We start from the raw sequence: 18,369 nt of genomic DNA, 5'->3' as shown, positions 1-18,369 counted from the left end.
CAGCGTGGTTTACGGGGCGCCTCAGATCAAAATCAAGATCAAAAGCAAGAGCACGGCGGCCTAGTAGCCGACCTGAGTGGTTGAATCAAAAGCGCTGTTTTTGCTAGAGCAGACCGCGGTCCCCCAGACAAATGGAGATCCAAACTGTGGGAGCGGGCTTGCTCGCGAATGCGGTGGATCAGTCAATTAATCTATCAACTGACCCACCGCATTCGCGAGCAAGCCATCTCATTATTTTGATCGAGTGCAGCTCTGCTTCTCTGTGGGAGCTGGCTTAAACTGCGATGCAGACACCTCAGTACATCAGGCACACCAGACCGCTTTTGATCCACACCGGGACGCGGAACTGGAGTGTGCGCATCTATGATCAATCTGGGCATTTACACAACAGGGCATCGTCGAGGGGTAAGGCCACCATGGAAAAGGCCATATCCACTACATCGCGATGCTGCATGCCCCATTGCGAACATGCAGCATATGGTTGGAGGCTCAATGCCAGCAGCCGCCATTCGCTAAGCTATCCGGAAGCACCGTGAGCCCTGCATCGGCGTCGGTGAAGTTTAGGGTGGTGCCGCAGGATGCGGTGTGGGTGCCGGGTTTGAAGATGTGGAGGGGTTTCATGGCGGGGCTGCGCTTTGGGTTGGGATGTTGGGCGCAGTTTTGGAGGGATTGGTGGTTGGGGCTTTTAATGCGTATTAGGGTTGGTTTTTGAGGTTGCTGTGTTTCGGTTGATTTTTTAGAACGACCAGCAGGTCTGATTAAGGTACCTGCGGGTTCGCCCGCTAAATTGATGTGCGCCGATCAAACGTTTTGTTGTACTGGCGCAAATTCTGCCCTGACGAAATAGGTTTTTTCTTCATTGGTGGCTTCTGACATGCCGAGGTGAGCGCCGCCCTCCGCCAATTTGACCTTGACGGACAGTTCGAGATCTTTGTCTGTGGAAAATGACGTGCTTTCTTTGATTTCCAAGGATGCGGTGAGGCAACCGCCTTCTTCGCGAGCGAATACGACGGCTTTCCAGGAAGGCTCGTAAGAAAGCCAGAAGAATTGTCTGGCGTCGATTTTGCTGTTTGTTTGCCAAGGACGCCCGCTCAACGAAAACTCACGTGTATTGAGCTGGTCGTTGTCGCGTTGGGTGTCGCTTTTATAGTTGAGCTCGCCACCACCGATAGGGCCGGCTTGAACAGATGCCCCAGCGTTAAGGGTGCTACGGGTTTTGTCTGTCGCCTTTTTGGTGATGCTGATTTTGGTTGCACCGAGATGAACCAATAGTTTGATCAGCTCTGACTCACGTTCCTCCAGGAGGATTGCGTCGTAGCTGTCGCTCGGAATGTAGAGCTGACCGTTGTCATCGTTGTGATAGTCGTTCAGGGGGTGCTTTCGGTATGCCTTGCCGACGACTGGGTGACCTGGCTGGAAACGGTAGCCTTGTTTTTTTGCTTCGCTACTGGACATTGAGTGCTCGTTTACGTAGGCAGCCAGCATTTGTGCTTCAGCGAGGTCTGTTTGCGGTGTTTCAGAGTGCTCATTTTTTGAATCCCCCATTAGTGAAGAAAACAAGCTGGGAATGCGCAGCGCTGCGGACATAATCAACGGATTAGGCAGCAGTAAAGACATGGCACCAAAATTCGCCATAGCGCTGATCGAAGGTGTCAGCGCGCTTTCGCGCCCAGGAATTGTGAAGTTTGGCGAGTATTCAGGATCACCTGGGAGTGCGAGCTTGGCTGCTGCTTGTTCTTCGATGATGTAGATGAGGTCTAGCACAGGGTAACGCTCCTTGTTGGCCGGCAAAGTGGGGTTGTCGTGGATCCATATTGGTCAGATCGATAGCCAATGGACTGGATCTATTCATACATCTCCTTTTCGGCGAGCTTGGTCTGACCTTGAGAGAAAATGGCTCTGAGCGGTTTGCATCGGGGCAGGATGAGTCTGGGATGCGGTTAACTTTTAGAAAAGCGCCAAGCAAATAATTGCTTGGCGCTCCCTCAGCTCAAACTGTTCTGTTTTTTAGCCACAATCGATGGCCCGTACTCCATTTTATATAATGCGAATTAATTGATCCGTTCTCGTTTGGTTTTATTGAAGGCGTTTTCCATGTTTGTCCTCCGCTGGGGCGGCGGGATGGACGATGCGGAGTACTCAGAGGGATGCCACTTACATGAGTGCTAAGCAGCCAAATGCGCCTGTGGCGATCAGGGCGTAGGTTTTGAGCGCTTCCACTCAGGTCGGCTGTCAGGCCGCCGTGCTCTTGCTTTTGATCTTGATCTTGATCTTAGGCGCCCCGTTAAACACGCTGGCCGGAATTCGACATTGATTTGGGGGGTAAACCGGCAGGGATGCCGGTTTAGCCGCCCCGCGCCATGGATGGCGCGTGGCGGCGGCCCCCCAAATCAATGTCGGATTACGGGCACACCGAGCGTGAGCGAGGTGCCGAGTGTTGGGGCAAGAGCCTTTTGGTTACTTTTGGGCTCTTTTCAAAAGTGACCCGCCGTAAGGGCGGAACCAATCTCAGCCATCACCCAAATAATGGATATACACCCCCCCACCCCCACAAACCACCACAAGTCTGTCAGCAAAATTACCAGCCCCCGTAGGCCCCGCCTGTTTTAACCGCAAGCCATTGCCCAGTCCCACCCAAGCGAGCATGTTCAAGGTCCTGCCACTCCCAAAGGACAACCGCCATGCTGGTCTTAAGCCGCGCCGTAGGCGAAATCATCTCCATCGGCGATGACATCGCCTTGCACATCCTCGAACTGAACGGTACTCAAGTGAAATTCGGCATCCAGGCCCCGTTAGGCATCAACGTCCACCGCGCCGAGGTGTATCAGAAGATCCGTGAACGTCAGGCGACAGAACCGCAAACCAATCCGTAAATCGCCTCAGTCAAACAGATGCTTGGGCACGTCATGCTTGAGCATCAACTGACATTGCTCGCTTTCAGGGTCGAACACGATCAGCGCCTGGCCTTTGGTCAAAGCCTGGCGCACGCGCAATACGCGGGTCTCCAGCGGCGTTTCATCGCCATTGTCGGTGCCGTCACGGGTGACGAAGTCTTCGATAAGCCGGGTCAGGGTGTCGACTTCAAGTGCGTCGTAAGGAATCAGCATACAAGCCTCAAGGGTTGGGTCCCGGCGATGCTACTGCGCCGGGCCCCTTGTTACCAGCAGTTGCCAATATCAGGACTTCTGACCGACCAGGCTGTCCACCGACGGCACGCGGGTGTCGCTCTCCATCTGCGTTTCGTGCTCGATCTGATGGCTGAACCGGTCCAGTGAACCCTGGGCCGGTTGCGCATCGCTGGCGAACACCGGCGGGCTGAGGATGTACGCGCCGAGCAGGCGGCTCAGCGCCGCGAGGCTGTCGATGTGGGTACGTTCGTAGCCGTGGGTCGCATCGCAGCCGAACGCCAGCAAGGCGGTGCGGATATCGTGGCCGGCGGTCACCGCAGAATGGGCATCGCTGAAGTAATAACGGAACAGGTCACGACGCACCGGCAGCTCGTTTTCAGAGGCCAGGCGCAGCAGGTGGCGGGACAGATGATAATCATACGGCCCGCCGGAATCCTGCATCGCCACGCTCACTGCGTGCTCGCTGGAGTGCTGGCCGGGGGCGACCGGGGCGATGTCGATACCCACGAATTCGCTGACGTCCCAAGGCAAGGCGGCTGCCGCGCCACTGCCGGTCTCTTCGGTGATGGTAAACAGCGGGTGGCAGTCGATCAGCAACGGCTCGCCGCTGTCGATGATGGCCTTGAGTGCGGCGAGCAGGGCGGCAACGCCGGCTTTGTCGTCCAGGTGACGGGCGCTGATGTGCCCGCTTTCGGTGAATTCGGGCAGGGGGTCGAAGGCCACGTAGTCACCGATGCTGATGCCCAGCGAATCACAATCGGAGCGAGTGGCGCAGTAGGCGTCGAGGCGCAGTTCCACGTGGTCCCAGCTCACCGGCATTTCATCCACAGCGGTGTTGAACGCGTGCCCGGAGGCCATCAATGGCAAAACGCTGCCGCGGATCACGCCATTGTCAGTAAACAGGCTGACGCGACTGCCTTCGGCAAATCGGCTGGACCAGCAGCCCACCGGTGCCAGGCTCAGGCGGCCGTTGTCCTTGATAGCGCGCACGGCGGCGCCGATGGTGTCCAGGTGCGCAGACACCGCGCGGTCGGGGCTGTTTTTCTGGCCCTTGAGGGTGGCGCGAATGGTCCCGCGCCGCGTCATTTCGAAGGGGATACCGAGTTCTTCGAGGCGCTCGGCGACGTAACGCACGATGGTGTCGGTGAACCCGGTGGGGCTGGGAATGGCGAGCATTTCCAGCAGGACTTTTTGCAGGTAGTTCAGATCCGGTTCGGGGATGGTTCGGCTCATAAAGACTCCTGGAGGTCGGATCAAAGGCAGACGCGGAGCGTCCAGTGAGGCATTCCCACGCAGAGCGTGGGAACGATCGTGGTGTCAGGTGTTTGGCTGACTGTGGGGAAACAACAAATCCACAAATTTCTCCGCAGTGGGCTGCGGTTCATGATTGGCCAGGCCCGCCCGCTCATTGGCTTCAATAAACACGTATTCGGGCTGGTCAGCGGCGGGCACCATCAGGTCCAGGCCGACCATGGGAATGTCCAGTGCTCGCGCGGCGCGTACGGCGGCGTCCACCAGCGTGGGGTGCAGGATCGCGGTGACGTCCTCCAGGCAACCCCCCGTGTGCAGGTTGGCGGTACGGCGCACGGCCAGGGTTTGGCCGCGCGGCAGGATGCTGCTGTAGTCAAGACCGGCGGCGTGCAGCGTGCGTTGGGTTTCGGCGTCCAGCGGGATTTTGCTTTCGCCATCGGTCGCGGCCTGACGGCGACGGCTTTGGGCTTCGATCAACGCGCCGATGGAGTGCTGACCGTCGCCGGTCACTTCGGCAGGGCGACGAATTGCAGCGGCGACCACTTCAAAACCGATCACCAGAATGCGCAGGTCCAGGCCTTCGTGGAAGCTTTCCAGCAGCACGCGACTGTCGAATTGGCGCGCTGCTTCAATGGCGTGTTGCACCTCCTCAATGGTCTGTAAATCCACCGCCACGCCCTGGCCTTGCTCGCCGTCCAGCGGCTTGACCACGATGCGTTGGTGCGCGTCGAGAAACTCCAGGTTGTCATCAGCGCTGCCCGCCAGTTGTTGCTGCGGTAGCTGCAAACCAGCGGCTTTGAGCACTTTGTGGGTCAGGCTTTTATCCTGGCACAGGGTCATGCTGATGGCGCTGGTCAGGTCGCTCAGGGATTCACGGCAGCGCACGCGGCGCCCCCCGTGGCTGAGGGTGAACAGGCCTGCGTCAGCGTCGTCGACCTGCACATCAATGCCGCGTCGATGCGCCTCTTCGACAATGATGCGCGCATAGGGGTTAAACCCCGCCTGCGGACCCGGGCCGAGAAACAGCGGTTGGTTGATGCCGTTTTTGCGTTTGATCGCAAAAGTGGTCAGCGCACGAAAACCGAGCTTGGCGTAAAGATTCTTGGCCTGACGGTTATCGTGCAGCACCGACAGGTCCAGGTAGCTCAAACCCCGGCTCATGAAGTGCTCCACCAAGTGGCGCACCAGCACTTCGCCGACGCCTGGGCGGGTGCATTGCGGGTCGACCGCCAGGCACCACAGGCTGCAACCGTTTTCCGGGTCGTGAAAGGCTTTCTGGTGATTGAGGCCCATCACGCTGCCGATCACTGCGCCGCTGTCTTCGTCTTCCGCCAGCCAATACACCGGGCCACCTTGATGGCGCGGAGTCAGGCGTTCGGCGTCGACCGGCAACATGCCGCGGCCCTGATACAGATGGTTGACTGCCTGCCAATCGGCCTCGGTCTGCACGCGGCGGATACGAAAGCCACGAAACACTCGGGTGGCTGGGCGATAGTCGCTGAACCACAGGCGCAAGGTGTCGGACGGGTCAAGGAATAACTGTTGCGGGTCGATCCCCAAAATCTGCTGGGGCGCGGCCACATACAGCGCGATGTCACGCTCGCCAGCCTTTTCGTTGAGCAGTTCCTGGGCCAGGCTCGCCGGGTCCGGAAACGTGTGGCCGATCAGCAACCGGCCCCAACCGCAATGCACGGCAATCGGCTCGGCAGCCAGCGGGCTGCCGTCTTCAGCCAGGCGGGCTTGCAGGCGCTCGTAGGTCGGCGCCTGGCCCTTCAACAGGCGTTGGCTGTAAGCCGCAGCAAGAGGTTTCATGGATCAGATTCCTTGTTCGCTGAGCCACAGGTTCAGCGCAGCCAGTTGCCACAGCTTGGAGCCGCGCAGTGGCGTCAGTTGGCCTTGCGGGTCGGTGAGCAGGCGGTCGAGCATGGCGGGGTTGAACAGGCCGCGATCCTGGCTTGGATCAAGCAGCAGTTCGCGCACCCAGTTCAGCGTGTCGCCCTGCAAGTGCTTAAGGCCCGGCACCGGGAAGTAGCCTTTTTTGCGGTCGATGACTTCGCTTGGAATCACCCGGCGCGCGGCTTCTTTCAAGACTTGTTTGCCGCCATCGGGGAGCTTGAACTTGCCCGGCACACGGGCCGAGAGTTCCACCAGGCGATAGTCGAGAAATGGCGTACGTGCTTCCAGGCCCCAGGCCATGGTCATGTTATCGACGCGCTTGACCGGGTCGTCCACCAGCATCACCGTGCTGTCCAGGCGCAGGGCCTTGTCAACGGCGGCGTCAGCGCCCGGCATCGCAAAGTGCTCACGCACAAAGTCACCGGCGGCGTCATTGGCCGTCAGCCATTTCGGCGCGACGGTGGCGGCGTAATCGTCGTAGCTGCGGTCGAAAAACGCATCGCGGTACGCTGCGTAAGGGTCGCTCGCGCCGTCCACCTGCGGGTACCAGTGGTAACCGGCGAACAGTTCATCCGCGCCCTGGCCGCTCTGCACCACTTTGCAATGCTTGGCCACTTCCCGCGACAGCAGGTAGAAGGCGATGCAGTCATGGCTGACCATCGGCTCGCTCATGGCGCGGAACGCTGCGGGCAGTTGTTCGATGATCTCGCTTTCGGCGATGCGCAACTGGTGGTGACGCGTGCCGTAGTGCTTGGCGATCAGGTCCGAGTACTGGAACTCGTTGCCGGCCTCGCCACCCGCATCTTCAAAGCCGATGGAGAAAGTCGACAAGTCCTGTACGCCGACTTCGCGCAGCAAGCCGACGAGCATGCTCGAATCGACGCCGCCGGAGAGCAACACGCCCACATCCACGGCGGCGCGTTGGCGGATGGCCACGGCTTCGCGGGTACTGTCGAGCACGCGGTCGGTCCAGTCTTCCAGGCTCAGGTTTTTCTCATCGTCCCGTGGGCCGTAGGGCAGGGTCCACCAGACTTTCTGTTCGGTCTTGCCGCTGGCATCGATGCGCATCCAGCTCGCCGGTGGCAGTTTTTCGATGCCCGCCAGCAAGGTGCGCGGTGCAGGCACCACGGCATGAAAGTTCAGGTAATGGTTAAGCGCGACCGGGTCGAGGATCGGGTTGATATCGCCGCCCTTGAGCAGCGCCGGCAACGCTGAGGCAAAGCGCAAACGCTGGCCGGTGCGCGACAGGTACAGCGGCTTCACACCGAGGCGGTCGCGGGCGATAAACAGGCGCTGGGCGTCGCGTTCCCAAATCGCAAACGCGAACATGCCGTTGAGCTTGGGCAGCAAGGCTTCGCCCCAGGCGTGATAGCCCTTGAGCAACACCTCGGTGTCGCCGCCGGAATAGAAGGCGTAGCCCAAGGCTTCCAGTTCTACTCGCAGTTCCGGGAAGTTATAGATCGCACCGTTGAACGCCAGGCTCAGGCCCAGCTGCGAATCGACCATCGGTTGGGCTGAGCCGTCCGACAGGTCCATGATTTTCAGGCGCCGATGGCCCAGGGCAATCGGCCCTTGGGCATGGAAACCCCAGGCGTCGGGGCCACGAGGGGCCAGGTGATGGGTGATGCGCTCAATGGCTGCCAGGTCGGCAGGTTGGGCATCGAAACGTAACTCGCCAGCTAATCCGCACATAAATTCCTTACCGGTTTTTCCGTTGGGGAGGGGTCAATACTCAATACGCCCTGAGGGCGCGTACCCAGAAACTGACCCAGTGCTATGCGTGGAGTTTTAGACCGATAAGTTATAAGGCACATTGCCGCAAACCCATCCGCGCCGCCATCGACGCGGTGCAGGCTGCATGCACGTGGCGGTATTTCTGCCTTGAATCAATGCAAAATTCGCACGCTATGAGGCGTTGATCACCCTGCATTTTGAATCTGATTTTACGCCGGGCAGGCTTAGGGTATCGGGTCATCATTGAATGCATTAGGGATGGCTGCGATGACCGAAACATCAAACTTGTATCAACTCACCGCGCCGGTAACGGACGATGAACTGGACGGCGCTTTGCTGGACATGACTGGCGATCTGGACAAAGCGCGGGTGTTGCACCAGACGCTGCCGCACTGGATGGTAAACGCGCCCGCGCATTGCCTTGCGGCGCTGGAACAGGCCCATGGCGACAGTGAAAACCCGCGCCACAGACTCAAGCAACGCTTGAGACAATTGCAACCCCTGGACCGGTTTTGCACCGGTAAATTGCGCGAATACCTTGCGCGTAAAGGGCATCCCGAGCTGGATGTACGCCGTGACTTTCTGGAGCGGCCGCGGCGTGACCCCGTCAGTGTTGCACCCTACGTCACGGATATTCTGATCGAGACGGCTGCCCTGGAAAAGCACAGCCTGGTGCACGCCGCCATGCAGGGCTTTTCTGCGGCCGAGGCGCAACCGGGTGGTCTACCGGAAAAGAGCGTCATTCGTCATGGGGAGCATGAGCGGGTCGCGCCTGATATCACGGCACAACAATTTGTCGGCTACTGCCGTGAATTGGATTTGGGCAGCGCTTACCAGGCCCATGTGCGGGACGTGTTCAGTTTGCCGGCGCCGGGTGAGACCCCGATGGGCCTGAGTTATAACCAGGCGGCGCTCGACATTGGTCTTGGCAAAAAGGCTGACATGCTGATTGACCTGCACATCGCCCTGGCCAAAAAACATATCAGCCAGGCGACGCATGCCCGGCTGCTCAAATTGATCCATGCCAACCTGCCGGCGAACCGTATTGTCGAATCGGCGCCGCAGGAGAAATCGCTGATCTGGCAGGGTTTGAATATTGATGAAGCATGCCTGTGGAGCGTATTGGTGTTTTCGCGGGACACGCCGGGCGAGCTGGAGGCCGAGAACCTTGTGGTCTACATGCCCAATGAGCCCAAGCGGCCCTGGTTCGAATACCCGAATCTGGAAGGGTTCAAGCAGTACCTCACGTTGAAGTTGCAAGTCGCGACCTATCGCGAGTTTTTCAAGGGCTATCTGGACGAATCCGAGCGTCTCGATTTTTTCAAACACTTTGATGAGCATCACGCGCTCGGGCCGTTGGTGGCGGTGCCGGTACCCAGCAATTTCAGTGATTTTTTCTTCCGTGCCTGCGTCGGCAAAGTCCAGCTTGATGCACAAGTCCTGGCGGTGCCGAAGGCTCAGATGGATGAAGACGCGCGCCAACAGCGCTGGCTGGATTACCTCAATGACGGCCTGGATATCTTGAATGTTGCGGGGTTTATCGTGCCGGGGCTGGGCCAGTTGATGATGGGCGTTGCCATCGGCCAACTGCTTGGGGAGGTGTTTGACGGCGTGGAAGACTGGAGCCATGGCGACAACGCTGAAGCGCTCAAGCATTTGGTCGCGGTAGCGGAAAACGTGGCCGGGATGGTGCTGTTTGCAGCCGGAGGGCGCGTGGTCGGCTCACTCAAGCGCAGCCTTACTTCGCCCGCTGCATTTTTTGACAAGGTCGAAGCGGTCAGCCTGCGAGACCATCGACCCAGATTATGGCGACCGCGCCTGGGGTCTTATCGGCAGGCGGCTGAGCTGGACGAACCCTGGGTTTACAACGCCCGTGGAATACATCAATCGAACGGGATGTCGCATATCCAGATCGACCGTAATCTCTATTCGATAGGCTATGACCCGGGAATCGGCCAATGGCGCCTCAACCACCCCGAACGCCACGAGGCGTATCGCCCGCCACTGCAGCATAACTTTCAAGGCGGGTGGCAGCATATTTTCGAACGTCCGCAGGAGTGGAACGATCCGCTCTATAACCTGCGCCGGGTTGATCCGGCCTTGGCCGACGTGCCCTCTGACGCCTTGCAGAGTCTGGCGGCGCTCAACCACACCGACCTGGCTGAGCTGCAACGTATGGCATCGGAGAGTGAACCGTTGTCGGAGCGCTTCCAGGATGCGCTGGCGCGATTCAGGCAACACCGGAAAATACTCGATCTGGCTGATGGGCTGGGGCAGGGCGCGGCGCTGCAACCGCAGACTGCGCGCACCCAGATGCTCGCATTGCCGTTGATGCCCGGTTGGCCCGAGGGCCGGTTCTTCGAGGTGCTCGACAGGGAGGGCAACCTGCTGGAAAGCCATCCGGACCTGACCCCTTTTGACTATGAAGACCAGAGCATTCATATCACTGAGCAGCAGCTTCGGGACGGTGAGGTGATGGAGACGTTGCTGGCGGCGTTAACGGACGAAGAACGCGGCCCCCTGCTCGGTGAAATCGCCGCGCCCGACAATGCCCAGGCGGTGCTCAAACGTCGGCTGCTGGCGACGGTCAACGATCAGCACCGTGCGCTTTATCGCAGGTTATACGAGGACTACAACGGTGCCGCTCGTGGCGAGTTGGTGCTATTGTGCACGCGCTTTCCAACGTTGCCCCGCCGGGTTGCCTGGGAGCTGCTCTCCAGCGCCAGTAGCCTGGACCGCCGCTATCTGCGCAGGACCGGCCGCGTGCCGCTGGCCCTGGCACAGCGTAGCCGCGAGATGCTCGACGCCATGGCAGAAGATCAGGCGCTGATGGGGCTGTACTGGCCCCCGCTGGCCGGAGCCGCGACGCGTCGAGTCACCGTCGGCCTGCTCGGCCACTTGTCCAATTGGCCGCAGGATTTTTTGCTGCAAGTACGCGAGAACAGTGTAACCGGCACGCTGCTGGAGCAAGTCGGCCCACCCACCGCGTCCACGCGCCGTACGATCGTGCGTAGCGCTCAGGGTTTCCAGGCATTCAATGCGCAGGGCGCCGACCTGAACACTCGGGTCAGCGGGCCGGACGCGTTGCTGCAATCGGTGGTGGATTGCCTGTCGCCGGCGCAGCAACGCGCGATGAACCTGACGGGTGAAAAACCGGTGGACCGTTTGCGCAGCCAGTTGCGCTTCAAATCTCAGGATGAGCGTGACCGCGTTGCGCGTTACCTGTGGCCGGAGCGCAAGGTTGCACTGGACGAGCCTTCAAGCTGCCTGCGAGCGCAGGTGGTCGCCCTGGCGAAGCCCACTGAATTCCCTCCGGCTCTCGTACGAAAAGTCGAAAAACTCTATCCCTCGTTGACCAAAACTCAAGTGTCGAGCCTGTTGCAGGATGCCGGTGTGGATCACCTGAGCCGGGCCAAGGCGGTCGAGGCCTTGAAGCAGCAGTTCAAGTCGCTGCAACAGGCCCTGAAGCGCTGGAGCAGCGATCGCAAGGCACACCCGGCCGGTGCGTCCCCACTGTGGGATTGGCGCTTGAGCCGCACCCAGGCCAGGCAGGCCATTGAGCGTTGCTGGCGTGGGCTGTTCACTTTGCACAATGATGAGCATGTGGAGGTGCCCGGCCTGCAGCTCGATGGCATGGTTTTGGGTGGCCTGCCGGTATTGCCCCAGCAGGTGAGGTTTGATCACGTGCAACAGCTGTCATTGCGCAACATGCAACTGAGCGAAGACGTGAGCACTTTCCTTGAGCACTTCAAAGGCGTGCGCTGCATTGAGCTTGCCGATAACCACCTGTCGAGCCTGCCCGAAGCGCTGTCCCAGATGCCAGCGCTGGAGCAACTGAACCTGGCCAGGAATCGCTTGCAACTGACCGAGGTTGCGCGCAAGCAACTCGCGGGGTTGCGCACTTTGAAAAGCCTTAACTTGGCGGGCAATCCACTACTCGACCCACCTGATGTCACTCAGCAGCTGGCGCTGCGTGAGTTGATCCTGCGCGATTGTCGCTTGAGCGATTTCCCCGACGGCGTGCAACGCCTGCCGCATCTGGAATACCTTGATTTGCGGAGCAACGAAATCAGGGAATTACCCGACTGGGTGCTGATGCTGCCTCGACGCGCTGCGCAGGCGCTTAACCTGCGCAACAACCCTTTATCGGCGTCCAGCCAGATAGATTTGCGGGTGTATCGGCGGCGTTCAGGTGTGGGGATGGGGTTTCTGGAAAACGACGTCTCCCGACTGTCGGAGCAAAAAGCGCGTGAAATCTGGCTGACCGATGAGGGCGTAGCGGGGTACGCCGAAAAAGACTTGGCTTGGCGGGGGCTGAAAAACGAGCCTGGCAGTGATGGGTTGTTCAATCTCTTGGCCGAACTTGAGAGTACTTCCGATGCCTCGATTGTTCGCGAGGACCTGCACCGGCGCGTCTGGCGCGTGCTGAATGCCGCGGCGTCCGATGCCAAGCTGCGTGAGCGGGTTTTTCAGTGGTCGGCCACACCGATCAATTGCGACGATGCGGCTGCGGTCAACTTCAGCAACCTTGAAGTACTGGTCGAAATCAACGAGGCCACGCGCGGTGTCAAAGAGCGCCGCCTGACCGCCAAACCGTTGCTCAGACTCGCCAAGCGCCTGTTTCGCCTTGATCAGGTCGAGGCGTTTGCCCGGCGTCACAGCGCGGAGCATCCAGAGGCGGACCCTTTGCAAGTGAGTCTGGCTTTTCGCACACGCCTGGCGCAAAGCCTGGATCTGCCCGGACAACCCAAACACTTGAAGCTGGAAGCGTTAGCCGAAGTGACGACGGGGGATCTGACCCGCGCCGAAAAAGCAGTAAAGACCGCCGAGCTCTCGCCCGAGTTGTTGAAGTACATCGGCAAGCTGCGTTTCTGGATTGAGTATTTGAAACGCAACCACGCCAGTGAGTTTGAGGCACTCAATGCGCCGTTTTATCGTCGTTTGGAGGCGCTTTGCGAGCTGGACCCACCGCTCCTTGAAGGCGATTTTATCAAGCAGAGCAATGCCATCAGGGACGAGCAGGCGTTGGCCCAAACCCCTGAAATTGATCGGCTGACCGAGGCGCAGATACGCCTGGACGAACTGCCGATGTGTTGAGTTCCACGGGCACGATCAGCGCGCCAGCGCCTTGGTACGGATCAGCGCACGCAGGGCAAACCGGTTCGGGTGGCAGGCGTGCGCCACACTGAGCGGTACCGGCAACGGTTCATCACTCAGCCAGGCCGCAAGCAATTCGCCGCACAGTGGCGCGGTGATCAGCCCGCGTGAGCCGTGGCCGCTGTTGATGTACACGCCCGGCAGCCACGGGCAGGGCGTGTCCGGTACTTGACGGGCATCTTTGGACAGCACGGCGTAGGCGTCCTGGAACGCCTCGTGCTCGGCCAGCGGCCCGACGATCGGCAGGTAATCCGGGCTGGTGCAACGAAACGCCGCGCGGCCCTCCAGCATTTCGGGCGCAAGTAAGGCAGCACCGAGTCGCTGCAGCAAGTCTTCGGAGATTTCGCGCAGCATCTCCAGATTACCGGCATGTTCGGCGAGCGTGGGCGTGAGGTCTTCGTTGGTGAAATCAAAACTCGCGCCCAAGGTGTGTTCGCCCAGACGAGCTGGCGCCACATAGCCTTCGGCACAGACCACGGTGGCCAGGGCCTCACTCGCGTTTGTCTGTTCCAGGCAGGTGATTTGCCCGCGAATGCGCTTGAGCGGCAAGTCGGCGCTGAACGGGAACCGCTTGATCTCGGCGGCACCGGCAAGCACCACCACGCTGGCGCTTGCCAATACGCGGTTGCCATCGCGCGCCTGCCACTGCTCATCGACCCGGTGCAGTTCCAGCGCTTCATGATGGGTCAAGACTTCAATCAACGGATGCGCCGCTTGCCATTGGCACAGCGCAGGCGGATGCACCCAACCGCCGTCGGGGAAAAACAGGCCGCCCTGTTCCAGGTTCACGCCTGCGCGGTGCTGGGCCTGATCGCGGTCCAGCAGGTGCAACAGATCTGGCGCAAAGGCCTCGGCGAGCTGGGCCTGACGCTGCGCTTCCTTGGCATCGAACGCCAGTTGCAGCACACCGCAGCCGTCCCAATCGACGCCGCGGTGCAAATGCTCAAGCAGGCGACGGGTGTGGCCAAAGCCGCTGAGAATCAGCTGCGACAATGCCGTGCCATGGGCCGAGAGTTTGAGATACAGCACGCCCTGTGGGTTGCCTGAAGCCTCTTGAGCCAGCGCGGCGTGGCGCTCCAGCAGGCTGACGCGCCAGCCACGGGCAGCCAAGCTAGCGGCAGTGGCGCAGCCAGCCAGGCCGCCGCCGATGACCATGGCGTGGCGCTCGCCGGTCATTGCGGGCGGCCGTGCGAACCATGGCTTTGCAGCCGGTGGCGCGGGAGTTTCCTCGGGCCAGCCGAGGAACTCACCGCGAAGGATCTCCCACTTGTGGCCGATACCCGGCGTGCGCTTCATCTTGAAGCCCGCTGCGTTGATCAACCGGCGCACCCAGCCGGTGCTGGTGAAGGTGCTGATGGTCGAGCCGGGAGCCGCCAGGCGAGCCAGTTCGGCAAACAGCTCGGCGGTCCACATGTCGGGGTTTTTCGCCGGGGCGAAACCGTCGAGAAACCACGCGTCAATCTGTGCATCCAGTTGCGGCAATTGCTCCAGAGCATCGCCGATCAACAGAGTCAGGGTCACGCGGCCGTTATCCAGCACCAGGCGCTGAAAACCCTGGTGAATAGCGAGGTACTGCGCCAGCAACTGCTCGGCGAAGGGCGCAAGCTCAGGCCAGAGGGCGAGGGCGCGTTGCAGGTCGGCGTGGCTCAGCGGGTATTTTTCCACGCTGACAAAATGCAGGCGCGCACCGGCCACGGCATGTTGCTCAAACAGTTGCCAGGCACACAAAAAGTTCAGGCCCGTGCCGAACCCGGTCTCGCCAATCACCAGCTGCCCGCCCGCCGGCAAGGCCGCAAAACGCGCCTGCAAACGGTTCTGTTCGAGGAACACATAGCGGGTTTCTTCAAGGCCCGACTGGTCGGAAAAGTACACGTCGTCGAACACCCGCGAGTGCGGGCGGCCTTGTTCGTCCCAGTCGAGCTGGGCGTGGGTGATGGGGTTCATGGGCGGCTCGGTAAACACAAGGCGGCCATTCTAGCCGATCAATGGGCAATGAATTGACCCATGGCAAGCGCGAGTGGAATTTCCTCCCGCGTGTTGTTGCCCAATCCGCTAGTCTTGATCCATCTTGAAACGGAGCTGCCCATGTTCGAATCCGCCGAAATCGGTCACGCCATCGACAAAGACACGTACGAAGCCGAAGTGCCAGCCCTGCGTGAGGCCCTGCTGGAAGTGCAGTACGAGCTGCAACAGCAGAAGCGCTTCCCGGTGATCATCCTGATTAACGGCATCGAAGGCGCGGGCAAGGGCGAGACCGTCAAGCTGCTCAATGAATGGATGGACCCGCGCCTGATCGAAGTGCGCACGTTCGACCAGCAGAGCGACGAAGAACTGGCGCGCCCACCGGCGTGGCGCTACTGGCGCCAATTGCCCGCCAAGGGCCGCATGGGTATCTTTTTCGGCAACTGGTACAGCCAGATGCTGCAAAGCCGGGTGCACGGGCAGATCAAGGACGCACGCCTGGACCAGGCCATCGCCGGCGCCGAGCGCCTGGAAAAGATGCTCTGCGATGAAGGCGCATTGATCTTCAAGTTCTGGTTCCACCTGTCCAAGAAACAGATGAAAGCGCGGCTCAAGGCCCTGGCCGATGACCCGCTGCACAGCTGGCGCATCAGCCCGCTGGACTGGCAGCAGTCCGAGACCTACGACAAGTTCGTGCACTTCGGTGAGCGCATCCTGCGTCGCACCAGCCGCGACTACGCGCCGTGGCATGTGATCGAAGGCGTCGATGCGCACTACCGCAGCCTGACCGTGGGCAAAATCCTCCTCGAAAGCCTGCAAAATGCCTTGAAAGTGCCCAAGGGCAAGGCCAGCGGCATGAACCCGGCGCCGTTGATTGCGTCGGTGGACAAGAAAAGCCTGCTCGACAGCCTCGACCTGACCCAGCGCCTGGACAAGGACGATTACGAAGAACAACTGATTACCGAACAGGCGCGTTTCTCCGGTTTGATGCGCGACAAGCGCATGCGCAAACACGCGTTGATCACCGTGTTTGAAGGCAATGACGCGGCGGGCAAGGGCGGCGCGATCCGCCGTGTGGCCGCCGCACTGGACCCGCGTCAATACCACATCGTGCCGATTGCCGCGCCGAGTGAAGACGAGCGTGCCCAGCCGTATCTGTGGCGGTTCTGGCAGAAAATCCCCGCGCGCGGCATGTTCACCGTGTTCGACCGCTCTTGGTACGGCCGCGTGCTGGTGGAGCGCGTGGAAGGCTTTTGCACCCCGGCGGACTGGATGCGTGCCTACGGCGAGATCAACGATTTTGAAGAGCAGTTGCGCGACGCCGGTGTGATCGTGGTCAAGTTCTGGTTGGCCATCGACAAGCAAACCCAGTTGGAGCGCTTCCAGGCCCGCGAAAACATCCCGTTCAAGCGTTTCAAGATTACCGAGGATGACTGGCGTAACCGCGACAAGTGGGACGACTACCGCGCCGCCGTGGGCGATATGGTCGACCGCACCAGCACCGAAATCGCGCCCTGGACCCTGGTGGAAGCCAATGACAAGCGCTGGGCGCGGGTCAAGGTGCTGCGCACGATCAATCGGGCGCTGGAAGAGGCGTTCGACAAGACCGACAAGCACGACAAGAAGAAAAAGAAATAGCTCACTTGTGGCGAGCGGGCTTCCTGTGGCAAGTGGGCTTCTGTGGCGAGCGGGCTTGCCCGCGTTGGGTTGCGAAGCAGCCCCAAACCCTGCCAATGAGTTTTGCCTGAAAGAACACGGCGCCTGAATCAGGGCCGCTTCGCGCCCCAACGCGGGCAAGCCCGCTCGCCACAGAAAGCTCGCCAGCCACAGGATCAGCAGGCATGCTTTTGTATATGTCGGGTGAATGATCGTCGCGGTCGGGAATGCCTGGATCTATGCTCGATCCATCTCCCAACAACCACAAGATCGAGGTAGTCCATGCGTGAAGTAGTGATTGTCGACAGCGTGCGAACCGGCCTGGCCAAGTCCTTTCGTGGCAAGTTCAACCAGACCCGTCCGGATGACATGGCAGCCCATTGCGTCAACGCATTGCTGGCCCGCAATGGTATCGACCCGGCCACGGTTGAGGACTGCATCGTTGGCGCCGGCTCCAACGAAGGCGCCCAGGGTTACAACATCGGCCGTAACGTGGCGGTGCTCTCGCAACTGGGCACTGGCGTGGCGGGCATGACCCTGAACCGCTTTTGCTCCTCGGGCCTGCAGGCGATAGCGATTGCGGCCAACCAGATTGCCTCGGGTTGCAGCGACATCATTGTGGCCGGCGGTGTGGAGTCCATCAGCCTGACCATGAAAAGCGTCAACACCGATAACCTGATCAACCCGCTGCTCAAGGAGCAGGTGCCGGGCATCTACTTTCCCATGGGCCAGACTGCCGAGATCGTCGCGCGCCGCTACAACGTCAGCCGAGAAGAGCAAGACCTGTACGCCCTGCAAAGCCAGCAACGCACCGCCCAGGCCCAGGCCGACGGCTTGTTCGACGATGAAATCGTGCCGATGGCAGTCAAGTACAAGTTCGAAGACAAGAACACCGGCGCCGTGCAGGTGCTCGATGGCGTGGTCGATCGCGACGATTGCAACCGCCCGGACACCACGCTGGCGAGCCTGCAAGGCTTGAAGCCGGTATTTGCCGAAGACGGTTCGGTGACGGCGGGTAACTCGTCGCAATTGTCCGATGGCGCTTCGATGACCCTGGTGATGAGCCTGGAAAAAGCCTTGGAACTGGATCTCAAGCCCAAGGCGTTTTTCCGCGGCTTCACCGTGGCCGGTTGCGAGCCGGACGAAATGGGGATTGGCCCGGTGTTTTCGGTGCCCAAGTTGCTCAAGGCCAAGGGCTTGCAGATTGCGGACATCGATTTGTGGGAACTCAACGAAGCGTTTGCGTCCCAGTGCCTGTATGCGCGCAATCGTCTGGAAATTGATAACGCGAAATACAACGTCAATGGCGGCTCGATTTCCATCGGGCACCCGTTTGGCATGACCGGTTCGCGGCAGGTGGGGCACTTGGTGCGTGAGCTGCAACGGCGCAATCTGCGCTATGGCATCGTGACCATGTGCGTGGGCGGCGGGATGGGTGCTACTGGTCTGTTCGAAGCCGTACGCTAATCCCCCCTGACTAAACCCGTTTAATGTGGGAGCTGGCTTGCCTGCGATGGCAGTGGTGAATAACACACCGCCATCGCGGGCAAGCCCGGCTCCCACACAAGCCCGTTGCCACATTTGA

10 protein-coding genes are annotated in these 18,369 nt (G+C 60.3%); 4 read left to right on the top strand and 6 right to left on the bottom strand.

The features are described from left to right. Positions 1-801: 801 nt before the first annotated feature. Entirely contained in the window at positions 802-1,764 is a 963-nt protein-coding gene (locus BFW87_RS01790; RefSeq protein ID WP_078738287.1) for a hypothetical protein, read from the bottom strand. Positions 1,765-2,681: 917 nt separating this feature from the next. On the opposite strand from BFW87_RS01790, the gene csrA reads away from it, so the two are divergent. After that, positions 2,682-2,873 carry a carbon storage regulator CsrA gene (gene csrA, locus BFW87_RS01785; RefSeq protein ID WP_078738286.1) on the top strand — a complete coding sequence of 64 codons (192 nt, stop codon included), beginning with the start codon at positions 2,682-2,684 and terminating at the stop codon, positions 2,871-2,873. A gap of 6 nt (positions 2,874-2,879) precedes the next feature. On the opposite strand, the gene BFW87_RS01780 is transcribed toward csrA, so the two are convergent. The 4 genes from BFW87_RS01780 to BFW87_RS01765 all read right to left on the bottom strand — a co-directional run bounded on the left by BFW87_RS01780 (position 2,880) and on the right by BFW87_RS01765 (position 7,967). Beyond that, on the bottom strand, positions 2,880-3,107 hold the full coding sequence (locus BFW87_RS01780; protein ID WP_064453367.1) for a YheU family protein: 228 nt from the start codon (positions 3,105-3,107) through the stop codon (positions 2,880-2,882). Positions 3,108-3,176: 69 nt separating this feature from the next. Beyond that, positions 3,177-4,361 carry an osmoprotectant NAGGN system M42 family peptidase gene (locus tag BFW87_RS01775; protein ID WP_078738285.1) on the bottom strand — a complete coding sequence of 395 codons (1,185 nt, stop codon included), beginning with the start codon at positions 4,359-4,361 and terminating at the stop codon, positions 3,177-3,179. 84 nt (positions 4,362-4,445) lie between these two features. Beyond that, on the bottom strand, positions 4,446-6,191 hold the full coding sequence (gene ngg, locus BFW87_RS01770) for an N-acetylglutaminylglutamine synthetase (RefSeq protein WP_078738284.1): 1,746 nt from the start codon (positions 6,189-6,191) through the stop codon (positions 4,446-4,448). Between the two features lie 3 nt (positions 6,192-6,194). Next, positions 6,195-7,967 carry an N-acetylglutaminylglutamine amidotransferase gene (locus tag BFW87_RS01765; RefSeq protein ID WP_078738283.1) on the bottom strand — a complete coding sequence of 591 codons (1,773 nt, stop codon included), beginning with the start codon at positions 7,965-7,967 and terminating at the stop codon, positions 6,195-6,197. A 309-nt stretch (positions 7,968-8,276) separates the two neighbouring features. Between BFW87_RS01765 and BFW87_RS01760 the strand changes: the two genes are divergently transcribed. Continuing rightward, positions 8,277-13,106 carry an NEL-type E3 ubiquitin ligase domain-containing protein gene (locus BFW87_RS01760; RefSeq protein ID WP_078738289.1) on the top strand — a complete coding sequence of 1,610 codons (4,830 nt, stop codon included), beginning with the start codon at positions 8,277-8,279 and terminating at the stop codon, positions 13,104-13,106. A 15-nt stretch (positions 13,107-13,121) separates the two neighbouring features. Here the strand turns inward: BFW87_RS01760 and mnmC are convergent, their stop codons facing one another. Continuing rightward, positions 13,122-15,110 (bottom strand): bifunctional tRNA (5-methylaminomethyl-2-thiouridine)(34)-methyltransferase MnmD/FAD-dependent 5-carboxymethylaminomethyl-2-thiouridine(34) oxidoreductase MnmC, encoded by a 1,989-nt coding sequence (mnmC, locus tag BFW87_RS01755; protein ID WP_078738282.1) that lies wholly within the window; start codon positions 15,108-15,110, stop codon positions 13,122-13,124. A 141-nt stretch (positions 15,111-15,251) separates the two neighbouring features. On the opposite strand from mnmC, the gene pap reads away from it, so the two are divergent. Both pap and BFW87_RS01745 read left to right on the top strand, forming a co-directional pair. Continuing rightward, the gene (gene pap / locus BFW87_RS01750) at positions 15,252-16,766 is read left to right on the top strand and encodes a polyphosphate:AMP phosphotransferase (RefSeq protein WP_078738281.1); all 1,515 of its coding nucleotides are present in this window, start codon (positions 15,252-15,254) and stop codon (positions 16,764-16,766) included. Between the two features lie 300 nt (positions 16,767-17,066). Beyond that, a complete protein-coding gene (locus BFW87_RS01745; protein ID WP_078738280.1) occupies positions 17,067-18,251 on the top strand; it encodes a thiolase family protein in 1,185 nt (394 codons plus the stop codon). Positions 18,252-18,369 lie beyond the last annotated feature (118 nt).

The organism is Pseudomonas fluorescens (genome assembly GCF_002022275.1).
GTDB classification, from domain to species: Bacteria; Pseudomonadota; Gammaproteobacteria; order Pseudomonadales; family Pseudomonadaceae; genus Aquipseudomonas; species Aquipseudomonas fluorescens_AJ.
The sequence above is the reverse complement of the archived record's forward strand: the minus strand, read 5'-3'. Positions and strand labels throughout refer to the sequence as shown.

Coding starts and splice junctions, on each gene's coding strand:
- ngg (WP_078738284.1), bottom strand. CDS start 6,191: ATGAAACCTCTTGCTGCGGCTTACAGCCAACGCCTGTTGAAGGGCCAG.
- mnmC (WP_078738282.1), bottom strand. CDS start 15,110: ATGAACCCCATCACCCACGCCCAGCTCGACTGGGACGAACAAGGCCGC.
- BFW87_RS01760 (WP_078738289.1), top strand. CDS start 8,277: ATGACCGAAACATCAAACTTGTATCAACTCACCGCGCCGGTAACGGAC.
- BFW87_RS01780 (WP_064453367.1), bottom strand. CDS start 3,107: ATGCTGATTCCTTACGACGCACTTGAAGTCGACACCCTGACCCGGCTT.
- pap (WP_078738281.1), top strand. CDS start 15,252: ATGTTCGAATCCGCCGAAATCGGTCACGCCATCGACAAAGACACGTAC.
- csrA (WP_078738286.1), top strand. CDS start 2,682: ATGCTGGTCTTAAGCCGCGCCGTAGGCGAAATCATCTCCATCGGCGAT.
- BFW87_RS01745 (WP_078738280.1), top strand. CDS start 17,067: ATGCGTGAAGTAGTGATTGTCGACAGCGTGCGAACCGGCCTGGCCAAG.
- BFW87_RS01775 (WP_078738285.1), bottom strand. CDS start 4,361: ATGAGCCGAACCATCCCCGAACCGGATCTGAACTACCTGCAAAAAGTC.
- BFW87_RS01765 (WP_078738283.1), bottom strand. CDS start 7,967: ATGTGCGGATTAGCTGGCGAGTTACGTTTCGATGCCCAACCTGCCGAC.